The organism is Streptococcus salivarius (assembly GCF_002094975.1).
GTDB classification, from domain to species: Bacteria; Bacillota; Bacilli; order Lactobacillales; family Streptococcaceae; genus Streptococcus; species Streptococcus salivarius_D.
Map to the genome: position 1 here is coordinate 1,300,720 of NZ_CP015283.1, position 17,924 is coordinate 1,318,643.

Genomic DNA, 17,924 nt, shown 5'->3' on the forward strand with positions numbered 1-17,924 from the left:
TCATTTCCCTTGTGTAAGCGTTTCAAAAGGTGTATACTATAAATGAAAAGATAGGAAAAGGAGATGACTAGTGGCTAGTATTACAATTGAAGCGAGCAAGGTAGCTAGAAAGAGTCCTATTCGCGTAGACACTAGTCTTGTGGGGACAGTTTCTGGAGTGGAAGACGTGAGCGTTTCCCTACCATCGTCAAAAGCTCGTTTGAGTGTCGGAAAATTGGGTTACAAGTCTAACACTATTACGGTGGAGGACGGGCAAATTGTCCGTGTTACTAGCAATTTTCTAAATCGCTTTATAGCGATAGCGCCATTGTTACTTTATCTTGTTGGAGGTCGTTATCTTCCACTTGTTGCTGTCCTATCTACTATAATTTTGCTTTTTAGCTTACCTTTTCTCAAGTTAGAAATCGTAGGCTGATTAGAATCGGGAGTGGCTTAGCCCTCTGTTTGATACCTTTAACTCACTTTTTCATAATAATGCTAGGCCACTCCCTTTTCATTGGGAACGGGTCGAGACGAAAGAGTGGGTTATCAAAAAGGGAACTCGATAGAGTTTCCCTTTTTTTTCTCCAGCTAAAGTGATTTCGAAAAGACCCCAGTTGGTAAAACTGAGGTCTTTCTTGTTTTAAATCATGAATTACTTACGGTACAATTTGTCGTATTGATAGTAAGGATCGAAGGTCACATTGATACCGAGCTTACGAAGAACATTTTTGTCTTCATCGGTAAGAATGATTGTTGAGTGAGCTTCAGAACCTTTGAGGTTACCAAGTTCCTCCATGGCACGGGCCGCATCCGCATTGTTGGCAGCAGTAATGGCCAAGGCGATAAGGATTTCGTTGGAGTGGAGACGAGGATTACGGCTACCCAGATGGTCAATTTTCAGACCTTGGATAGGTTTAACCACTTCAGGCTCGATAAGTTTAGTATCCTTATCAATACCTGCAGAAGTCTTGATAGCATTAATCAAAGCAGCTGCAGTTGGACCAAAGAGTTCTGAATTCTTACCAGTGACGATTTGACCATTTGGCAATTCGAGGGCAAGAGCAGAACCACCTGTTTCTTCAGCCTTAGCGCGTGCTGCAACGACCACTTGGCGATCTTCAGGAGTAATACCAAGATCATTCATGAGCAACTCAATCTTCTTGACAGCAGTCTCAGGAACACGTTCATTTTTGAAATCAAGAACGGTTTGATAGTAGCGACGGATGATTTCTTGTTTAGAAGCTTCTTTGGCTGCCTCATCATCCGTAATGGCAAAACCAACCATGTTAACACCCATATCCGTAGGTGAAGCGTAAGGTGACTCACCAAGGATGCGCTCAAGCATACGTTTGAGGACTGGGAAAATCTCGATGTCTCGGTTGTAGTTTACCGTAGTTTTGCCATAAGTTTCCAAGTGGAAGGGGTCAATCATATTGACATCATCAAGGTCGGCAGTGGCAGCTTCATAGGCCAGGTTGACTGGGTGATGAAGTGGCAAATTCCAAACTGGGAAGGTTTCAAATTTTGCATAACCTGATTTGATGCCATTGATTTGGTCGTGGTACATGTTAGACATACATGTCGCCAATTTACCAGAACCAGGACCAGGAGCAGTAACTACGATAAGGTTACGGCTAGTCTTGATATAGTCATTTTTTCCCATACCTTCAGGAGAAATGATATGGTTCATATCCGTCGGATAGCCCTTGATAGGGTAGTGGATGTAAGACGTGATGCCATTTTTTTCCAGTTGGTTACGGAAGGCATCAGCCGCAGGTTGACCTGAATACTGCGTAATAACAACAGAACCCACATAGATATTGAGCTCGTTGAATTTATCAATCAGACGAAGGACCTCTTGGTCGTAAGAAATGCCAAGGTCACCACGAGCCTTAGAGTGCTCGATATTGCTAGCATTGATGGCGATAACCACTTCAACCTGATCTTTGAGCTCTTGAAGGAGCTTGATTTTATTGTCAGGCTCATAACCAGGAAGGACACGAGCAGCGTGGAAATCCTCCAACATTTTACCACCAAACTCCAAGTAGAGTTTCCCGTCAAACTGGTTAATACGCTCCAAAATATGGTCGCGTTGCAGATTCAAATACTGTTCAGAACTAAAAGCTTGTTTCTTCATAAATAAAAATACCTCTGAGAAAAATTATATCAAATGCCGAGGGTAAATGCTATTGGCGAGAGACGATTTATGGGAGAAAGAAGAGTGTGAATCTTAAATTTAGATGGAAAAGGTAGGAGTTTGATTCAGATTTTATGATGACTCAAAATCATACTAATGTCGGTAATAAGCCTGGGATGCCCTTTGTGTGAAGGTGAAATAGAAAGAATAATGGTTGTCAACTAACTGTTGATGACCATTTGTTATATCCCCTATTTTTACAGCTTAAAATATGCTAGAATAACAGTTATATATCATAGTTAGAAAAGGTCATATAATATGTCAAATAAAGAAAACAGAGAGATTGAAGAGCTCCAAAATAAAATTTGGAAAATTGCGGATGATGTCCGTGGAGCGGTTGATGGTTGGGATTTCAAACAATATGTTCTAGGAATTCTATTTTATCGTTTTATTTCAGAAAACATGGCTGCATATTTTGATAAAGCTGAACATGAAGCAGGCGACTTAGAATTTAGCTATGCAAATTTGAGTGATGAAGAGGCAGAAGAAGATTTCAAACCAGGGACTGTCGAGGATAAGGGATTTTTCATTCTTCCAAGTCAGCTTTTTAAAAATGTTGTGAAAAATGCGTCTAAAAATCAAGAGCTAAACACTGATTTAGCAAATATCTTTCAGTCTATAGAGGAATCAGCAATTGGTCACAAGTCTGAAGATGCTATCAAAGGTTTGTTTGATAACTTAGATACACGGAGCAATATCTTAGGTGGAACAGTTGCAGAAAGAAATAAACGTTTATCTGACATATTAAATGGCATTAATAGTATTAACTTTGGAAATTTTGAAGAAAATGATATAGATGCTTTTGGTGTCGCTTATGAATTCTTGATATCCAATTATGCCAGTAATGCAGGAAAAAGCGGAGGTGAATTTTTCACACCACAGACTGTATCTAAATTACTCGCAAAACTAGTTATGGTGGGAAAAGATAAAATCAATAAAGTTTATGACCCCACTTGTGGATCGGGATCACTATTACTACAAATGAAAAAACAGTTTGAAGATCATATTTTGGAGGATGGATTTTTTGGGCAAGAAATTAATATGACCAACTTTAACTTGGCTCGTATGAATATGTTCTTGCACAATATCAACTACAATAACTTCGATATCAAGCGAGGAGACACCCTTTTAAATCCTCAGCATTTAGATGAAAAACCGTTTGATGCTATTGTTTCTAACCCTCCTTACTCTGTCAAATGGGTGGGAGATGAAGATCCAACTCTCATAAATGATGACCGTTTTGCTCCAGCAGGGAAACTAGCTCCTAAGTCAAAAGCTGACTTTGCCTTTATCATGCATAGTCTAAACCACTTGTCTAATAGAGGTCGAGCAGCCATTGTTTGTTTCCCTGGTATTTTCTACCGTGGTGGTGCAGAGAAAAAAATACGTCAATATTTAGTAGATAATAACTTTGTAGAAGCGGTTATTCAGTTACCTGACAATTTATTTTACGGAACTTCTATTGCGACCTGTATTCTGATTTTGGCAAAGAATAAGTCGACGAATGATGTTCTTTTTGTTGATGCTAGTAAGGAATTCAAAAAAGAGCCTAAAAATAATGTCTTAGACCCTATCAACATCAAGAATATCCTTGAATTATTCGCTAATTATCAAAGTGTGGATTATAAAGCAGCCCTTGCTGGTAATGATGTGATTGGTTCAGAGCAGGATTATAACCTTTCTGTATCAACCTATGTCGATAAAGAAGATACACGTGATAAGATTAAAATTGATGTGCTCAATAAAGAAATAGCAGAGACCGTTTCAAAAATTGACCACCTACGTTCAGAAATTGACAAAATAGTAGAGGAACTGAGCTATGGTAAATGATGTGATTCTCTATAGAACAGATGATGGCGAGTCAGCTATTGAGCTACATTTGGATAATGGAACAGTCTGGCTGACCCAACAGGAACTAGCTGAGCTTTTTCAAACTTCCAAGCAAAACATTAGTAAACATATCAAGGCGATCTTTGAAGATGGTGAATTATCGGAGGAGGCAACTGTCAACTATAAGTTGACAGTTCAAAATGAGGGGAGTAGAAGTGTTCAGCGAAATGTTGCTTACTATAATCTCGATATGATTTTAGCGATTGGCTACCGTGTGCGCTCTCCTCGTGGAATCCAGTTCAGGAACTATGCTTCGACAGTCTTGAAAGAGTATCTGATCAAAGGTTTTGCGATGGATGATGAACGCTTGAAAAACTTGGGTGGAGGCTCTTATTTTAAAGAACTTCTAGAAAGAATCCGAGACATTCGCTCGAGTGAAAAAGTCTTTTACCGTCAGGTTTTGGATCTTTTCGCGACATCTAGTGATTACAATGCAAATTCACCAGAAGCAAAGAAATTCTTTGCGACGGTTCAAAACAAGATGCATTATGCTATTCACCACAATACTGCGAGCGAACTCATCTACAATCGTGTTGATAGTAAAAAGGAGTTTATGGGCTTGACTACCTTTAAGGGAGACCTCCCTACTCTATCTGAAGCAAAGGTTGCCAAGAACTATCTGACAGAGAAGGAACTTCGTGGGCTTAATCAGCTGGTATCAGGATATCTAGACTTTGCTGAAAGACAGGCAGAGCGAGAAGAAGTCATAACCATGGCAGACTGGGTGACACATGTAGACCGCATCCTTCAGGCTACTGGCGAAGACTTACTTGATAACAGTGGCTCTATCTCTCGGGAACAGATGAAGCAGAAGGTAGATAAGGAATATAAGAGCTACCAAGCCAAGACCCTCAGTCAAGTTGAAAAAGATTACCTCAAGGAAATCAAAAGTATTGAAAATCTAGCCAAGGAAGGAGGGAAATCATGAACATCCTAGAAGAAATCCAAAACTGTCCCGTTGAGTGGAAAGAGTTGGAGGCAGTGGTTGATACTGTGACATGTCCAATAAAGTTAACTAAAAAGGAGTATCAAGTAACAGGCAAAATACCAATTGTTGATCAGGGTGAACAATTCATAGCAGGTTATTCAGATAATGAAAAATATCTTGAAAAAGACGAATATATCATTTTTGGGGATCACTCAGAGCATGTAAAATATGTAAATTTCGCTTTTATTCAAGGAGCTGATGGTTTAAAAATTTTGAAACCTAAGAGTGGTATAAAAGCAAAATATTTATACTATTGCTTTTGTAATTTTTATAAGAGGGAAGGAAGTTATAAAAGACATTGGAGTAAGGCAAGAACTACTCTTATACCAATTCCTCCTCTAAAAATTCAAGAGAAAATCGTGCAAATACTTGACAAATTCACCGATTATGTTACAGAATTGACCTCAGAATTGACCTCAGAATTGACCTCACGTAAAAAGCAATATTCTTATTATCGAGATAAACTTTTGTCCTTTGAGGATGAGGTTTATCAGGTTGAGTGGAAAACACTCTCGGAAATAGCAAAAGATTTTGGTCGTGGAAAATCGAAACATCGGCCTAGAAATGACGTAAGACTATATGGTGGTGATATACCATTCATACAGACTGGAGATATAAGAGAGGCTGGTAAATGGATTGAAAACTATTCTCAGACTTATAGTGAATTTGGATTACAACAAAGTAAGCAGTGGGAAAAGGGAACATTATGTATCACAATTGCTGCTAATATAGCGGAAACTGGATTATTAGGATTTGATGCATGTTTCCCTGATAGTATTATAGGGTTTGTTGCAAATCCAGAATTTGCCATTACAGAATATGTTTACTACTATTTAAATTCAATAAAAGATTATCTTGCAAATAAGAGTTATGGTAGCGCACAGGATAATCTTAATTTATCTACATTTTCATCTTTGAAAATCCCAGTTCCTTCTCTAGAAATCCAATCTCGGATTGTTCAAGTTTTAGATAACTTTGACATGGTTTGTAATGATTTAAATATAGGACTCCCCAAGGAGATTGAACTACGTCAAAAACAATATGAATATTGGAGAAAAATGATGTTCAATTTTAATAAAAAAGGTGACAGTATACTATGACAGAATTCGAAACATTGGAAAGCCTTGCGGCAAATCTTATTACAAAAAAATCAAAGAGTTCCCTTCTATATGCTTTTAATGGAAGTGGAAAAACTAGACTATCTATGGCTGTTAAGGAAAAATTGGATAGCGATGAACTTGGTCAAATTCAGAATATGGGGATAGACGAAAAGAAAATTTTTTATTTTAATGCATTTACAGAAGATTTATTTTCTTGGGATAATGATTTGCAAAACGATTGGGATAGAAAATTAAATATAAATCTAGAATCAACATTTTTGAAGTATATTCTTGAAGAACAGGGAAAGGAAAATGAGATAATTGATTTATTTCAAGATTACCTTGGAATTTTTCCAGAAGGTAATGATTTGAGAACTAAACAGCAAATTATTTTACCAAGTTTCCAAGACAACTTTACGACAGTTAAATTTTCAAAAACTTACACTGCCAAAAATGGAAATGGTGAAGATGAAAGAATTACAGAGAATAATATAAAAATTTCTAAAGGAGAAGAAAGTAGTTTTATCTGGAGTATTTTCTATACATTTCTGAATGAAGTTATTCTAACTAAGAATGATGATCAGGACTCCTTTCCAAATTTAAAGTATATTTTTATAGATGATCCTGTTTCCTCTTTAGATGACAGAAAAATTATTGAAATGGCTGTTGATTTAGCTAGTTTAATAAAGAAAAGTAACTTTACAAAAGCAACTGAAACTGTTCCTAGATCTAGTGGTTTAAAATTTATTATCACAACTCATCATCCACTATTTTTTAACGTATTATTTAATGAGTTGAAAAGTGATTCATGTAGTAGATTTGTACTTGAACACAAGTTACAATTGACTACTGGTGATGAAACCTACCATTTGAAAGAAACCTCTGATTCTCCATTTGCTTACCACTTGAAGGTTATAGATATAATAGATGAAGCTATTAAAGAGAATCAATTAGAAAAATATCACTATAATTTATTAAGATCACTTTTTGAAAAAACATCTACATTTTTAGGATATAGATCATGGGAAGAAATTATACCTGAGAGTGAAAAAGATAAGGTTCATAGAAGATACTTAAATTTGTTCAGTCATGACAAACAATCGGTTGAAGAATTTCCAGATATAACAGAAGATGATAAAGAACAATTTAAAGTGATTTATAAGTCGTTTATTGAGAAATACTATTTCAATACAGATATTAGTCATTTGAACTAGAATGTACATAGATTAGTGAGGAAGCATGCTATGGTTGATTATTCAAAAATACATGAAGTAATTGCGGAAACAAATGAAGGTATTCTCTTGGCTGAGTATCAACCAGAGTATCGTACAGATAGGGAGTATCAGTCAGAAGCTGATTTAGAAAATCAGTTGATTTCTGATTTGGTGAATCATCTCAACTATGAACGCTTAAATATTCATACACCTGAAGAGCTCTTAGCAAATGCCAAGGTGCAAATAGAAAAACTCAATAAGGTAACCTTTACGGATGCTGAGTGGAATCGCTTTGTAGTAAAGTATCTGGATTGTCCAAATGAAGGATTAGTTGAAAAAACTAGAAAAATTCAAGAGAATTATATCTATGATTTTGTCTTTGATGATGGACGAATTAAAAATATTTTCATCCTTGATAAGAAAAACATTCATAACAACAGCATGCAGGTCATTAACCAAGTGACTCAAGTAGGCAGCCATACTAACCGTTATGATGTCACTATATTGGTAAATGGCCTTCCTTTAGTTCAGATTGAATTGAAGAGACGAGGGGTTAGTCTTAAAGAAGCTTTCGAACAAATCCATAGATATAGCAAGGAAAGCTTCAATAGCGAAAATTCTTTATACAAATATATTCAGATTTTTGTTATTTCAAACGGTACGTATACTCGTTACTTTGCAAATACGACGGCTCAAAATAAAAATCATTATGAATTTACGTGCGAGTGGGCGGACCGTAAAAATAGGACAATTCATGATTTAGAAGATTTCACCAACTATTTTTTGAGTAAACGTGTGCTTTTGGAAGTCTTGACAAAGTACTGTGTATTTGATGCTGATAACACCTTGTTAATCATGAGACCTTATCAAATTGCAGCAACAGAGAGTATTCTGTGGAAAATTAAATCAGCTAACGACAATAATAACTTTGGAACATTAGATGCCTGTGGTTATATATGGCATACAACAGGTTCTGGAAAAACCTTAACAAGTTTTAAAGCTGCACGACTTGCAACGAGTTTAGACTATATTGATAAGGTATTCTTTGTTGTTGATAGAAAAGATTTAGATTACCAAACGATGAAGGAGTACCAAAAATTTCAGCCAAATTCAGTAAATGGAAGTAGTAGTGCAAAAGAATTAAAACGTAATATTGAAATGTCAGATGATAAAATTATTGTTACGACGATTCAGAAGCTAAATAATTTCATTACAAAGAACACTGACCATCCTATTTATGACAAAAAATGTATTTTGATTTTTGACGAGTGTCATCGTTCTCAATTTGGTAAAGCGCAAAAGAGAATCAAGAAAGCCTTTAAGAAGTTTTCATTATTTGGTTTTACAGGAACTCCTATCTTCTCAGCGAATACATTAACTGGTGAGACAACCCAAGATGTATTTGGTAAAATGTTACATTCCTATGTTATTACCGATGCCATTAGGGATAAGAAGGTATTAAAATTTAAAGTAGACTATAACTATATTAAGCCAGAGTTGAATAAATACCGAGAGGCAGAGCAAGCAGTAGGGGTAATTGGAGAAGAGATTGATGAGAAGAAGTTGAAAAAAATTGAAAAGGAACTTCTTAATCATCCTGAACGTATCACTACTGTAACAAAATATCTTTTGGATGTTTATGATGTTAAGACCCACAGGAATCAACTTTATACACATAAACAAAAACAGTTAGCTGGTTTTAATGCCATGTTTGCTGTTCAGAGTGTAGAGGCCGCAAAGCTTTATTATGATGAAATCAAAAAGCAACAAGAATCTCTTCCAGAATCCAAACGTTTAAAAATCGCAACAATTTTCAGTTTTGCCCCTAACGAGGAACAATCAGCCTATGGTGAAATTCAAGATGAAGAATTAGAATCTTTGAATATTGAAATGCCTAAATCATCAAAAGAGTTTCTTGAGAAAGCTATTGATGACTACAATCAAATGTTTAAGACGAATTTTTCTACTGAAGGAAGAGAATTCCAAAACTATTATCGTGATCTGTCTAAGCGTGTTAAGGCAAAAGAAGTCGATTTGCTTATTGTTGTAGGGATGTTCTTAACAGGTTTTGATGCTCCAACTTTGAATACTTTGTTTGTCGATAAAAACCTTCGTTATCATGGTTTGATTCAGGCCTTTTCTAGGACTAATCGTATCTTTAACAAAGTTAAACCTTTTGGTAATATTATTTGTTTCCGTGATTTAGAGAAAGCAACACAGGAAGCTATAAAGACCTTCGGTGATTCTAATAAAGTGGATATTATTCTTGAAAAAAGCTTTGATGAGTATATGGAAGGTTTCACTGATGAATTAACTGGTGTTTCAGTAAAAGGTTATGTAAGTGTTTGTAAGGAAATTCTAGAGAAATTCCCGAATCCACAAGAGATTTATACTGAGAAAGATAAAAAAGAGTTTGTTAACTTATTTGGTGAATTACTTAAATTAGATAATGTATTAAGAAACTATGACGAATTTCAAGAAATTGAAAAACCAATTTCTGAAGGATACATGCAGGATTTGAGAAGTACCTATGTTGAGATTCGAGATGAGTTCTTAAACTTAAAAAATTATGAAAAGAACAATGATTTAGATATTGATCTCTCAGATGTTGAATTTGAAGTTGAACTGTTGAAAACTGATGAAATCAATCTTGATTATATTCTTTCCTTAATTTTAGATAAATCAAAGGATTCAAATTCTAAGGAAGAGTTAAAAGCTGAAGTTAGTCGGGTTATTCGTTCAAGTATTGATATTAGAGCCAAAGAGGACTTAGTTCTTGACTTTATCAATGAAACAAACTTAGATGAACTGAAAACTAATGATGATATCCTTTCAGCCTTTTACAATTATGGGAAACAGCGCAAAGAAGCTGAAATCAAAGTATTAGCAGAGTCTGAAAACCTTAATGATGGTTATCAATTATTTATTGAAAAAGCCATTCAAAGAGGTTTCGCAGAAAATAACGGTACAGATTTAGATGCTATTATTCCACCGACTTCTCGCAGACGAGGAGCTCGTGAGCGTAAAAAACAAGAAGTTCTAACCAAGATTCAGAAATTAGTTGAAATATATGAAGGTATCTAATTTAAGAAAAGTCCATAGTCCTGTACAGGACTATGGACTTTTGGTTTTACATTAATTTGTTTGTTGTTGTAATAATTAATCTAGTTTATAAAAGCTTGTTTCAATTTAGACAATTGTTATTGTTTCGAGGTGCGATATTGACTTGGCGAGCAATCATAATACTGTCTGAAGGCTTTTGAAAAATGTAAAGGGTCTAGGTATCCTACAAAATAAGCTATAATTTTGATGGGTTGATTGGTCGTCTCTAAAAGTTCCTTGGCGCGTTTCATACGTACCTCGAGTAGGTATTCTTTTGGGGAAATTTTATGAAAATCTTTGAAGATGGAAGATAAGTAGGAGCGGTGCACACCTAGTTTATCAGCTATATCTTGGATACTAATGTCCTGTGAGTTATAACCAATATCGATTAGGTGTTTGGCTTCGCGATAGAGTTTTTGACTAGGCGAGATGGTTTCTTGATCAAGGTTAGGTGAGAGTGCATTCAACTGATGCATGAGCTCAAAGAGTTGGCTAATAACGTGCAGTTGAGATGCCTTACTTTCATCTAGCCGTTCAGCATCTTTGATAATGGTCCCTATGAAGTTGCCTAGTGCTTCGGTATGAGGGGACGACCTAAGATAAGCCGTCTCATTGATTTGTGAGAGGTGAAAGTACTCCTGAGCTTTGATACCACTAATCCCAAGCCAATAGTAGGACCAAGGAGTCTGATTATCCGCAAAATAATAAGTGACTTCACCTGGTATGAGAAGGAAGAAATCGCCCTTTTGAAGGGGGATTTTTTGCTCCTTATATTCAAGGTAGCCTTTACCTTCAGTGATATAGTGAAGCACGTAGTTTTCTCGAATGGCAGGACCAAAAAACTGGTCTGGTAAACAATCCTCATAGCCGTAAAAATCAAGTCGTAGGTCTAGGGGTCCTGTTTCAAGTTCAGAAAAAATGAGCATGTTTTATCCTCCTTACCTAACATTTTACCATATTGTAGCGACAAAATTCCATTTTAGAAAGCGCATACATTATTTATAATTAAACTTGTAAATAAGGAGAACACTATGAGCATTGTTGTTAACAAAAATTATTATTACATCACTAGCAAAGATTTGTCGCTCATTATTGAAGAACATGACGGTGATCTTTTGCTAAGACACTTAGGTCGAAAGGTAAATCGCTACCATGGCTCAAATGCTGTAAATGAAAGAGATCATGCTTTTTCAGGGCAGCTCAATCCAGACGTCAGAACCTATAGTTATGATACACAACGTCAAGTGGTAGGCCTGCATGGTTTGGGGGATTTTCGTCAACCGTCTTTGAAAATCCAGCATGGGGTCTCAGATGTGACACGCTTTGAATTTTCAAAAGCAGAAGTGGTCAAAGGGATTTCACTAGAAAGCAAACTTCCATATCCACATTCTTTGGAAAATGCAGAAACACTTATTTTCACCCTAGTCGATAAAGTCGCTAACATGGAATTGAAACTCTACTATACAGTAGTGGAAGATAACAACACAATTGTAACTTATAGCGAAGTCATCAACCGTTCTGAACAAGCCGTGGTAATCGACCGAGCACTCAGCGCTATGGCTGATGTACCTGCTCGTGACTATGATGTGGTCACTCTCCAAGGTGCTTACGCTCGTGAGAAAACGGTTCGTCGCCAAAGAGTTGAGCAAGGTATCTTTAAAGTCGCTTCTAACCGTGGTGCCTCAGGTCATGCTCAGACACCAGCTTTAATTCTTTGTGATCACGAAGCTAGTGAGGGAGCAGGCGAGGCTTTGGCCTTCCAACTCATGTATAGCGGTAATTTCCAAACATTTGTTCAAAAGAGTCAAATCAATGAGGTGCGTGTAGCTATCGGAATTGAAGATGAGAACTTTGCCTGGGAACTTGCTTCAAACGAAAGTTTTGAAACACCAGTTGCCCTCATTACTTACTCCCACCAAGGTTTAACTGGACTTAGTCAAGAAAGTCAAGCCTTTGTTACAGACTACATCATTCCTAAGCGGTTTGCCCATGAGGAACGTCCGATTCTCCTAAATAACTGGGAGGCAACCTACTTTGATTTTGAGAAAGAAAAACTGCTTGAGTTAGCAGAAGATGCTAAACAAGTAGGTGTTGAACTCTTTGTCTTGGATGATGGTTGGTTTGGAAATCGTTTCGACGACAACCGTGCTCTAGGAGATTGGTTTGTCAATGAAGAAAAACTTGGTGGACCGCTTCAAGACTTGATTGAAAAAGTTCATGCCAAGGGGCTTAAGTTTGGACTTTGGTTTGAGCCTGAAATGATTTCGGTGGATAGCGATCTTTATCGAAAACATCCAGACTGGGCCATCCAAGTGCCTAATTATGGTCATACCTACTCACGCAACCAACTTATGTTGAACTTGGCTAATCCAGATGTGGTGGCTTACTTGAAAGATGTCTTGGACAAGATTCTTACAGATAATGCTATCGATTACGTTAAATGGGATTATAACCGTAACATGACCAACATCGGAAATGGAGCAAATTACCTTGAAAGTCAGATGCAGAGTCATCAATACATGTTGGGACTATATGACTTGGTGGATTTCCTTACAAGTAAGCATGAGAATATTCTCTTTGAATCTTGTTCTGGTGGAGGTGGTCGAAACGACCTCGGTATGATGCGTTATTTCCCACAAGTTTGGGCGAGTGATAATACGGATGCCATTGCACGATTACCGATTCAATATGGTTCAAGCTATCTTTACCCAACCATTTCTATGGGAGCTCATGTGTCAGCTGTCCCTAACCACCAAATGGGACGCATAACACCTCTGGAAACGCGTGGAGATGTAGATATGATGGGGAATCTAGGATACGAATTGGATTTGACTAGCTTGACTCAGGAAGAAAAAGATGTCATTGCTGCACAAATCGCGCATTATAAGGATATTCGTCCAGTGGTTCAATTTGGTAAGCAATACCGCCTCATAAATCCTGAAGCTGGAAGCAATGAAGCAGCTGTTCAATTTAACTATGAAAATAAGGTTCTAGCAACCTATATACGAGTTCTTTCAACAGTTGAGACGGTTGAAACGACACTCAAACTGAAAAATCTCGAACAAGATGCCAACTACATGTTACAAGGAACAGGTCAAGTTTATTCTGGCGCTGAACTGATGTATGCTGGAATCACAGTCGTTCTTCCACAGGGAGACTTCCTCAGTAAACAATTTTATTTTGTCAAAGAAGATTAATAAGGAGACTAAGCAATGAAGTGGTACAAAAAACTTGCTCTGGCTGGACTAGCAACATTAGCTGTTGTGGGGCTTGCAGCCTGTCAAAAGAAGGATCAGTCAGCTGATGGTAAAGTAACAATTGAGTATTTTAACCAAAAAACAGAAATGACTGATACTCTTCAAGAAATGGTAAAGGATTTTGAAAAAGAAAACCCAAATATCCATGTCAAATTAACTACAGTTCCATCAGCTGGTATCGTCTTGAAGACACGTATCCTGTCTGGGGATGTGCCTGATATCATCCACATTTACCCACAAAATATGGACTTTCAAGAATGGGCAAAAGCTGGTTATTTCCAAGATATGACTGGTAAGGATTATTTGAAAAGAATCAAAAATAATTATGCCGAAAAGTATGCCATAAATGGCAAAATTTACAATGTCCCATTGAATGCCAATGTTTCTGGTATCTACTATAACAAGACTAAATTCAAGGAACTTGGCCTTGAAGAACCAAAAACTTTCGAAGAATTCCAAGAGATTACCAAGAAAATTAAGGATAGTGGTACATCACCATTTGCAGTTGCAGGAACAGAAGGTTGGACACTTAACGGATACCACCAATTGTCATTCATTACAACAACTGGTAGTGGAGATAAAGCAAACGATTATCTCCGTTTCTCAAAACCAAATGCTATCAAGGCAACTGACCCAACTCTAAAAGAAGATGCTAAGAAAATGGATCTTCTAGCTGAAAATGCACAAAATGGTTGGCGTGGTGCTTCCTATAATGATGCTGTTGTTGCCTTTGCTAATGGTAAAGCTTTAATGATGCCTCAAGGATCATGGGCTTTAGCAGCAGTTAAACAACAAGATCCAAAGTTTGAAATTGGTATGTTCGCCTTTCCTGGAGATAAAGCAGGACATGAGGCTACAGTGGGAGCAGGGGACTTAGCCCTCTCAGTATCAGCTAAAACAAAACATCCTAAGGAAACTGAGAAATTCATCGAATACATGACCTCAGCTAAGGCAATGCAAAAGTATTATGATGTTGATGGTTCACCAGTTGCCGTAGAAGGGGTGAAACAGGATCCAAAATCACCACTTGCTAATATTTCAAAACTTGCCTTCACAGATAAACACTACGTTTGGTTGGGACAACACTGGAACTCTGAAGAAGATTTCTTTAACTTGAGTGCAAGTTACTTGATGGATCAAAATATCGATAACATGGCTAATAACCTCAATGCCTTCTTCAACCCTATGAAGGCCGATCTTGACTAGGAGGAGTAATAACAAAATGCGAAAATTTTTGAATAAATATTGGGGATGGACCTTCCTCATCGTACCAATCATCTTACAAGCTGTCTTCTTTTACTTCCCTATGGTACAAGGAGCGTTCTATAGTCTCACTAACTGGACTGGTTTGACTTACAATTATAAGTTTGTCGGTCTCAATAACTACAAACTCCTTATGATCGATGGAAAATTCTTCCAAGCAATCATCTTTACCATCATCTTAACCTTGGCTTTGATTATTGGTGAAATCTTCATCGGAATGGTTGTGGCGCGTGCGCTCAATTCGAAAATTAAGGGACAAACCTTCTTCCGTGCTTGGTTCTTCTTTCCAGCAGTACTTTCTGGTTTGACTGTTTCCTTGATTTTCAAACAATTCTTTAACTATGGTCTTCCAACAATCGGCAAGGTTTTGGGTATCGGTTTCTTGCAAGAAAGCTTACTCGGAACTAGCTTTGGAGCAGTCATTGCAACAATTTTTGTACTCCTTTGGCAAGGGGTCGCAATGCCAATCATCCTATTTCTTGCAGGTCTTCAAAGTATTCCAGATGATATTCTTGAAGCTGCAGCTATTGACGGGGCTACTGCTAAACAAACCTTCTGGAAGATTGAGTTGCCATACTTGCTTCCAACAGTTTCAATGGTTTTCATCCTAGCACTTAAATCAGGGTTGACAGCTTTTGACCAAATCTTTGCACTTACAGGTGGTGGACCAAATAACGCCACAACCTCTCTAGGTCTCTTAGTTTATAACTATGCTTTCAAGAGCAACCAATACGGTTATGCTAATGCGATTGCCATTATCCTCTTCTTGATTATCGGTGTCGTATCAGTCCTACAAATCAAACTATCTAAGAAATTTGAAATTTAATGGAGGAGTATCACAAATGAAAAAAGAAGAAAAAGTAACGAATTTTTGGAAATACGCCCTCCTCGTTGTCGGTGGTATCCTCATTCTCGTACCACTCTTGGTAACAGTCTTTAGTTCCTTTAAGACTACTAAGGACATCATGAATCATTTCTTTAGCCTGCCTAACCCATTTACGCTAAGCAACTACCAGCGTTTGATTGCGGACGGTATTGGTGGTTACTTCTGGAACTCAGCAGTTATTACAATCCTCTCACTTATTGCGGTAGCAATATTCATCCCAGCAGCAGCCTACTCAATTGCTCGTAACATGTCAAAACGTAAAGCTTTCAACATCATGTATTCACTGTTGATTTTGGGAATCTTTGTACCTTTCCAAGTTATCATGATTCCAATCACTGTCATGATGAGTAAACTTGGTCTTGCTAATATGTACGGCTTGGTAATCCTTTATCTAACATATGCCATTCCACAAACCCTCTTCCTTTATGTAGGTTACATCAAAATTAGTGTGCCAGATAGTTTAGATGAAGCGGCAGAAATTGATGGTGCGGATAAGTTCACAACCTACCGTCAAATCATCTTCCCAATGCTTAAACCAATGCATGCGACAACCCTAATCATCAATGCTCTTTGGTTCTGGAATGACTTCATGCTTCCATTGTTGGTATTGAACAAAGATTCAAAAATGTGGACGCTTCCACTCTTCCAATACAACTATCAAGGGCAATACTTCAACGATTATGGACCAAGTTTCGCATCATACATCGTAGGTATCATTACCATCACAATCGTTTACCTCATTTTCCAAAAGAATATCATTTCAGGAATGAGCAACGGTGCAGTAAAATAAGCTATTTAGACACTAGCCCAACTCAATAAAATATAACAGTAACAATCAAAGAAAGAATCACTCAGATAAAGGGAGAAAACAATGGTCGAATTAAACCTTAACCACATCCACAAAAAATACCCAAATGCTACACATTATGCAGTTGAAGATTTTAACCTCAATATCAAAGATAAAGAGTTCATCGTCTTTGTCGGACCATCAGGGTGTGGTAAATCAACAACACTTCGCATGGTGGCAGGACTTGAAGACATCACTGAGGGGCAATTGAAAATCGATGGTGAAGTCGTTAACGACAAATCACCTAAAGATCGTGATATCGCTATGGTCTTCCAAAACTACGCTTTGTACCCACATATGACAGTTTACGATAACATGGCGTTTGGTCTTAAATTACGTAAATATAGCAAGGAAGAAATTGATAAACGTGTTCGTGAAGCAGCAGATATTCTTGGACTAAAAGAATTTTTGGAACGTAAACCAGCTGACCTTTCAGGTGGACAACGCCAACGTGTAGCCATGGGACGTGCCATCGTTCGTGACGCTAAAGTCTTCCTCATGGACGAACCTCTCTCAAACTTGGATGCTAAACTTCGTGTGTCAATGCGTGCTGAAATCGCTAAAATCCACCAACGTATCGGTTCAACAACAATCTATGTTACTCACGACCAAACTGAAGCTATGACCTTGGCTGACCGTATCGTCATCATGAGTTCAACAAAAAATCCTGATGGTTCAGGAACAATCGGACGTGTGGAACAAATCGGTACACCTCAAGAACTTTATAACACTCCAGCTAATAAATTTGTAGCCGGCTTCATCGGTAGCCCTGCTATGAACTTCTTCGAAGTCACTGTTCACGACGATAAGATTGTGACTGATAGTGGGTTTGAGCTTGAAGTACCACTTGGTCAACTTAAAATTTTGAAAGACAAAGGTTACCTTGGTAAGAAAGTCATCTTTGGTATCCGTCCAGAGGATGTTACCAGTGAACTTGTTGCTCGTGAAGCCTATCCAAATGCTACAGTAGAAGCAGAAGTGAATGTCGCTGAACTCCTCGGAGCTGAAACGATGCTCTACGTCAAAATCGGTCATGATGAGTTCGCAGCCCGTGTTGATGCTCGTGACTTCCACAATCCAGGCGAAAAAGTTACCTTGACATTCAATGTTGCTAAAGGACACTTCTTCGATGTAACTACTGAAAAAGCTATTCGATAAAACTGTTTGAAAATTGTCCTCTGATAGAGTAAAAATGTCC

At 37.5% G+C, this 17,924-nt stretch carries 13 protein-coding genes; 11 read left to right on the forward strand and 2 right to left on the reverse strand.

Annotated elements, in window-relative coordinates; genetic code table 11:
• Positions 1-70: 70 nt before the first annotated feature.
• Positions 71-415 carry a hypothetical protein gene (locus V471_RS06130; RefSeq protein ID WP_022496780.1) on the forward strand — a complete coding sequence of 115 codons (345 nt, stop codon included), beginning with the start codon at positions 71-73 and terminating at the stop codon, positions 413-415.
• A 219-nt stretch (positions 416-634) separates the two neighbouring features.
• Here the strand turns inward: V471_RS06130 and V471_RS06135 are convergent, their stop codons facing one another.
• Positions 635-2,119 carry a DUF1846 domain-containing protein gene (locus V471_RS06135; RefSeq protein WP_022496779.1) on the reverse strand — a complete coding sequence of 495 codons (1,485 nt, stop codon included), beginning with the start codon at positions 2,117-2,119 and terminating at the stop codon, positions 635-637.
• Positions 2,120-2,437: 318 nt separating this feature from the next.
• Between V471_RS06135 and V471_RS06140 the strand changes: the two genes are divergently transcribed.
• The 5 genes from V471_RS06140 to V471_RS06160 are packed head-to-tail and all read left to right on the forward strand — an operon-like array spanning position 2,438 to position 10,455.
• Complete coding sequence (locus V471_RS06140; RefSeq protein ID WP_084871249.1) at positions 2,438-4,009, forward strand: type I restriction-modification system subunit M; 1,572 nt, start codon at positions 2,438-2,440, stop codon at positions 4,007-4,009.
• Positions 3,999-4,997, forward strand: a complete 999-nt coding sequence (locus V471_RS06145; RefSeq protein ID WP_084871250.1) for a virulence RhuM family protein — start codon at positions 3,999-4,001, stop codon at positions 4,995-4,997. Before V471_RS06140 ends, V471_RS06145 begins: the two co-directional genes overlap by 11 nt.
• Entirely contained in the window at positions 4,994-6,157 is a 1,164-nt protein-coding gene (locus V471_RS06150) for a restriction endonuclease subunit S (RefSeq protein WP_084871251.1), read from the forward strand. The genes V471_RS06145 and V471_RS06150 overlap by 4 nt, the downstream gene beginning before the upstream one ends.
• On the forward strand, positions 6,154-7,371 hold the full coding sequence (locus V471_RS06155) for a hypothetical protein (protein ID WP_084871252.1): 1,218 nt from the start codon (positions 6,154-6,156) through the stop codon (positions 7,369-7,371). Before V471_RS06150 ends, V471_RS06155 begins: the two co-directional genes overlap by 4 nt.
• A gap of 30 nt (positions 7,372-7,401) precedes the next feature.
• Positions 7,402-10,455: a type I restriction endonuclease subunit R gene (locus V471_RS06160; protein WP_084871253.1), complete on the forward strand. Its 3,054-nt coding sequence runs from the start codon at positions 7,402-7,404 to the stop codon at positions 10,453-10,455.
• Between the two features lie 116 nt (positions 10,456-10,571).
• Here the strand turns inward: V471_RS06160 and V471_RS06165 are convergent, their stop codons facing one another.
• The gene (locus V471_RS06165; RefSeq protein ID WP_084871254.1) at positions 10,572-11,399 is read right to left on the reverse strand and encodes an AraC family transcriptional regulator; all 828 of its coding nucleotides are present in this window, start codon (positions 11,397-11,399) and stop codon (positions 10,572-10,574) included.
• A gap of 105 nt (positions 11,400-11,504) precedes the next feature.
• Between V471_RS06165 and V471_RS06170 the strand changes: the two genes are divergently transcribed.
• The 5 genes from V471_RS06170 to V471_RS06190 all read left to right on the forward strand — a co-directional run bounded on the left by V471_RS06170 (position 11,505) and on the right by V471_RS06190 (position 17,884).
• Positions 11,505-13,670 (forward strand): alpha-galactosidase, encoded by a 2,166-nt coding sequence (locus tag V471_RS06170; RefSeq protein WP_084871255.1) that lies wholly within the window; start codon positions 11,505-11,507, stop codon positions 13,668-13,670.
• Positions 13,671-13,685: 15 nt separating this feature from the next.
• The gene (locus tag V471_RS06175) at positions 13,686-14,936 is read left to right on the forward strand and encodes an extracellular solute-binding protein (protein WP_084871256.1); all 1,251 of its coding nucleotides are present in this window, start codon (positions 13,686-13,688) and stop codon (positions 14,934-14,936) included.
• A 16-nt stretch (positions 14,937-14,952) separates the two neighbouring features.
• Complete coding sequence (locus V471_RS06180) at positions 14,953-15,819, forward strand: carbohydrate ABC transporter permease (protein ID WP_084871257.1); 867 nt, start codon at positions 14,953-14,955, stop codon at positions 15,817-15,819.
• Positions 15,820-15,835: 16 nt separating this feature from the next.
• A complete protein-coding gene (locus V471_RS06185; RefSeq protein ID WP_060971989.1) occupies positions 15,836-16,669 on the forward strand; it encodes a carbohydrate ABC transporter permease in 834 nt (277 codons plus the stop codon).
• An 81-nt stretch (positions 16,670-16,750) separates the two neighbouring features.
• Entirely contained in the window at positions 16,751-17,884 is a 1,134-nt protein-coding gene (locus V471_RS06190) for an ABC transporter ATP-binding protein (RefSeq protein ID WP_084871258.1), read from the forward strand.
• Positions 17,885-17,924: the final 40 nt, after the last annotated feature.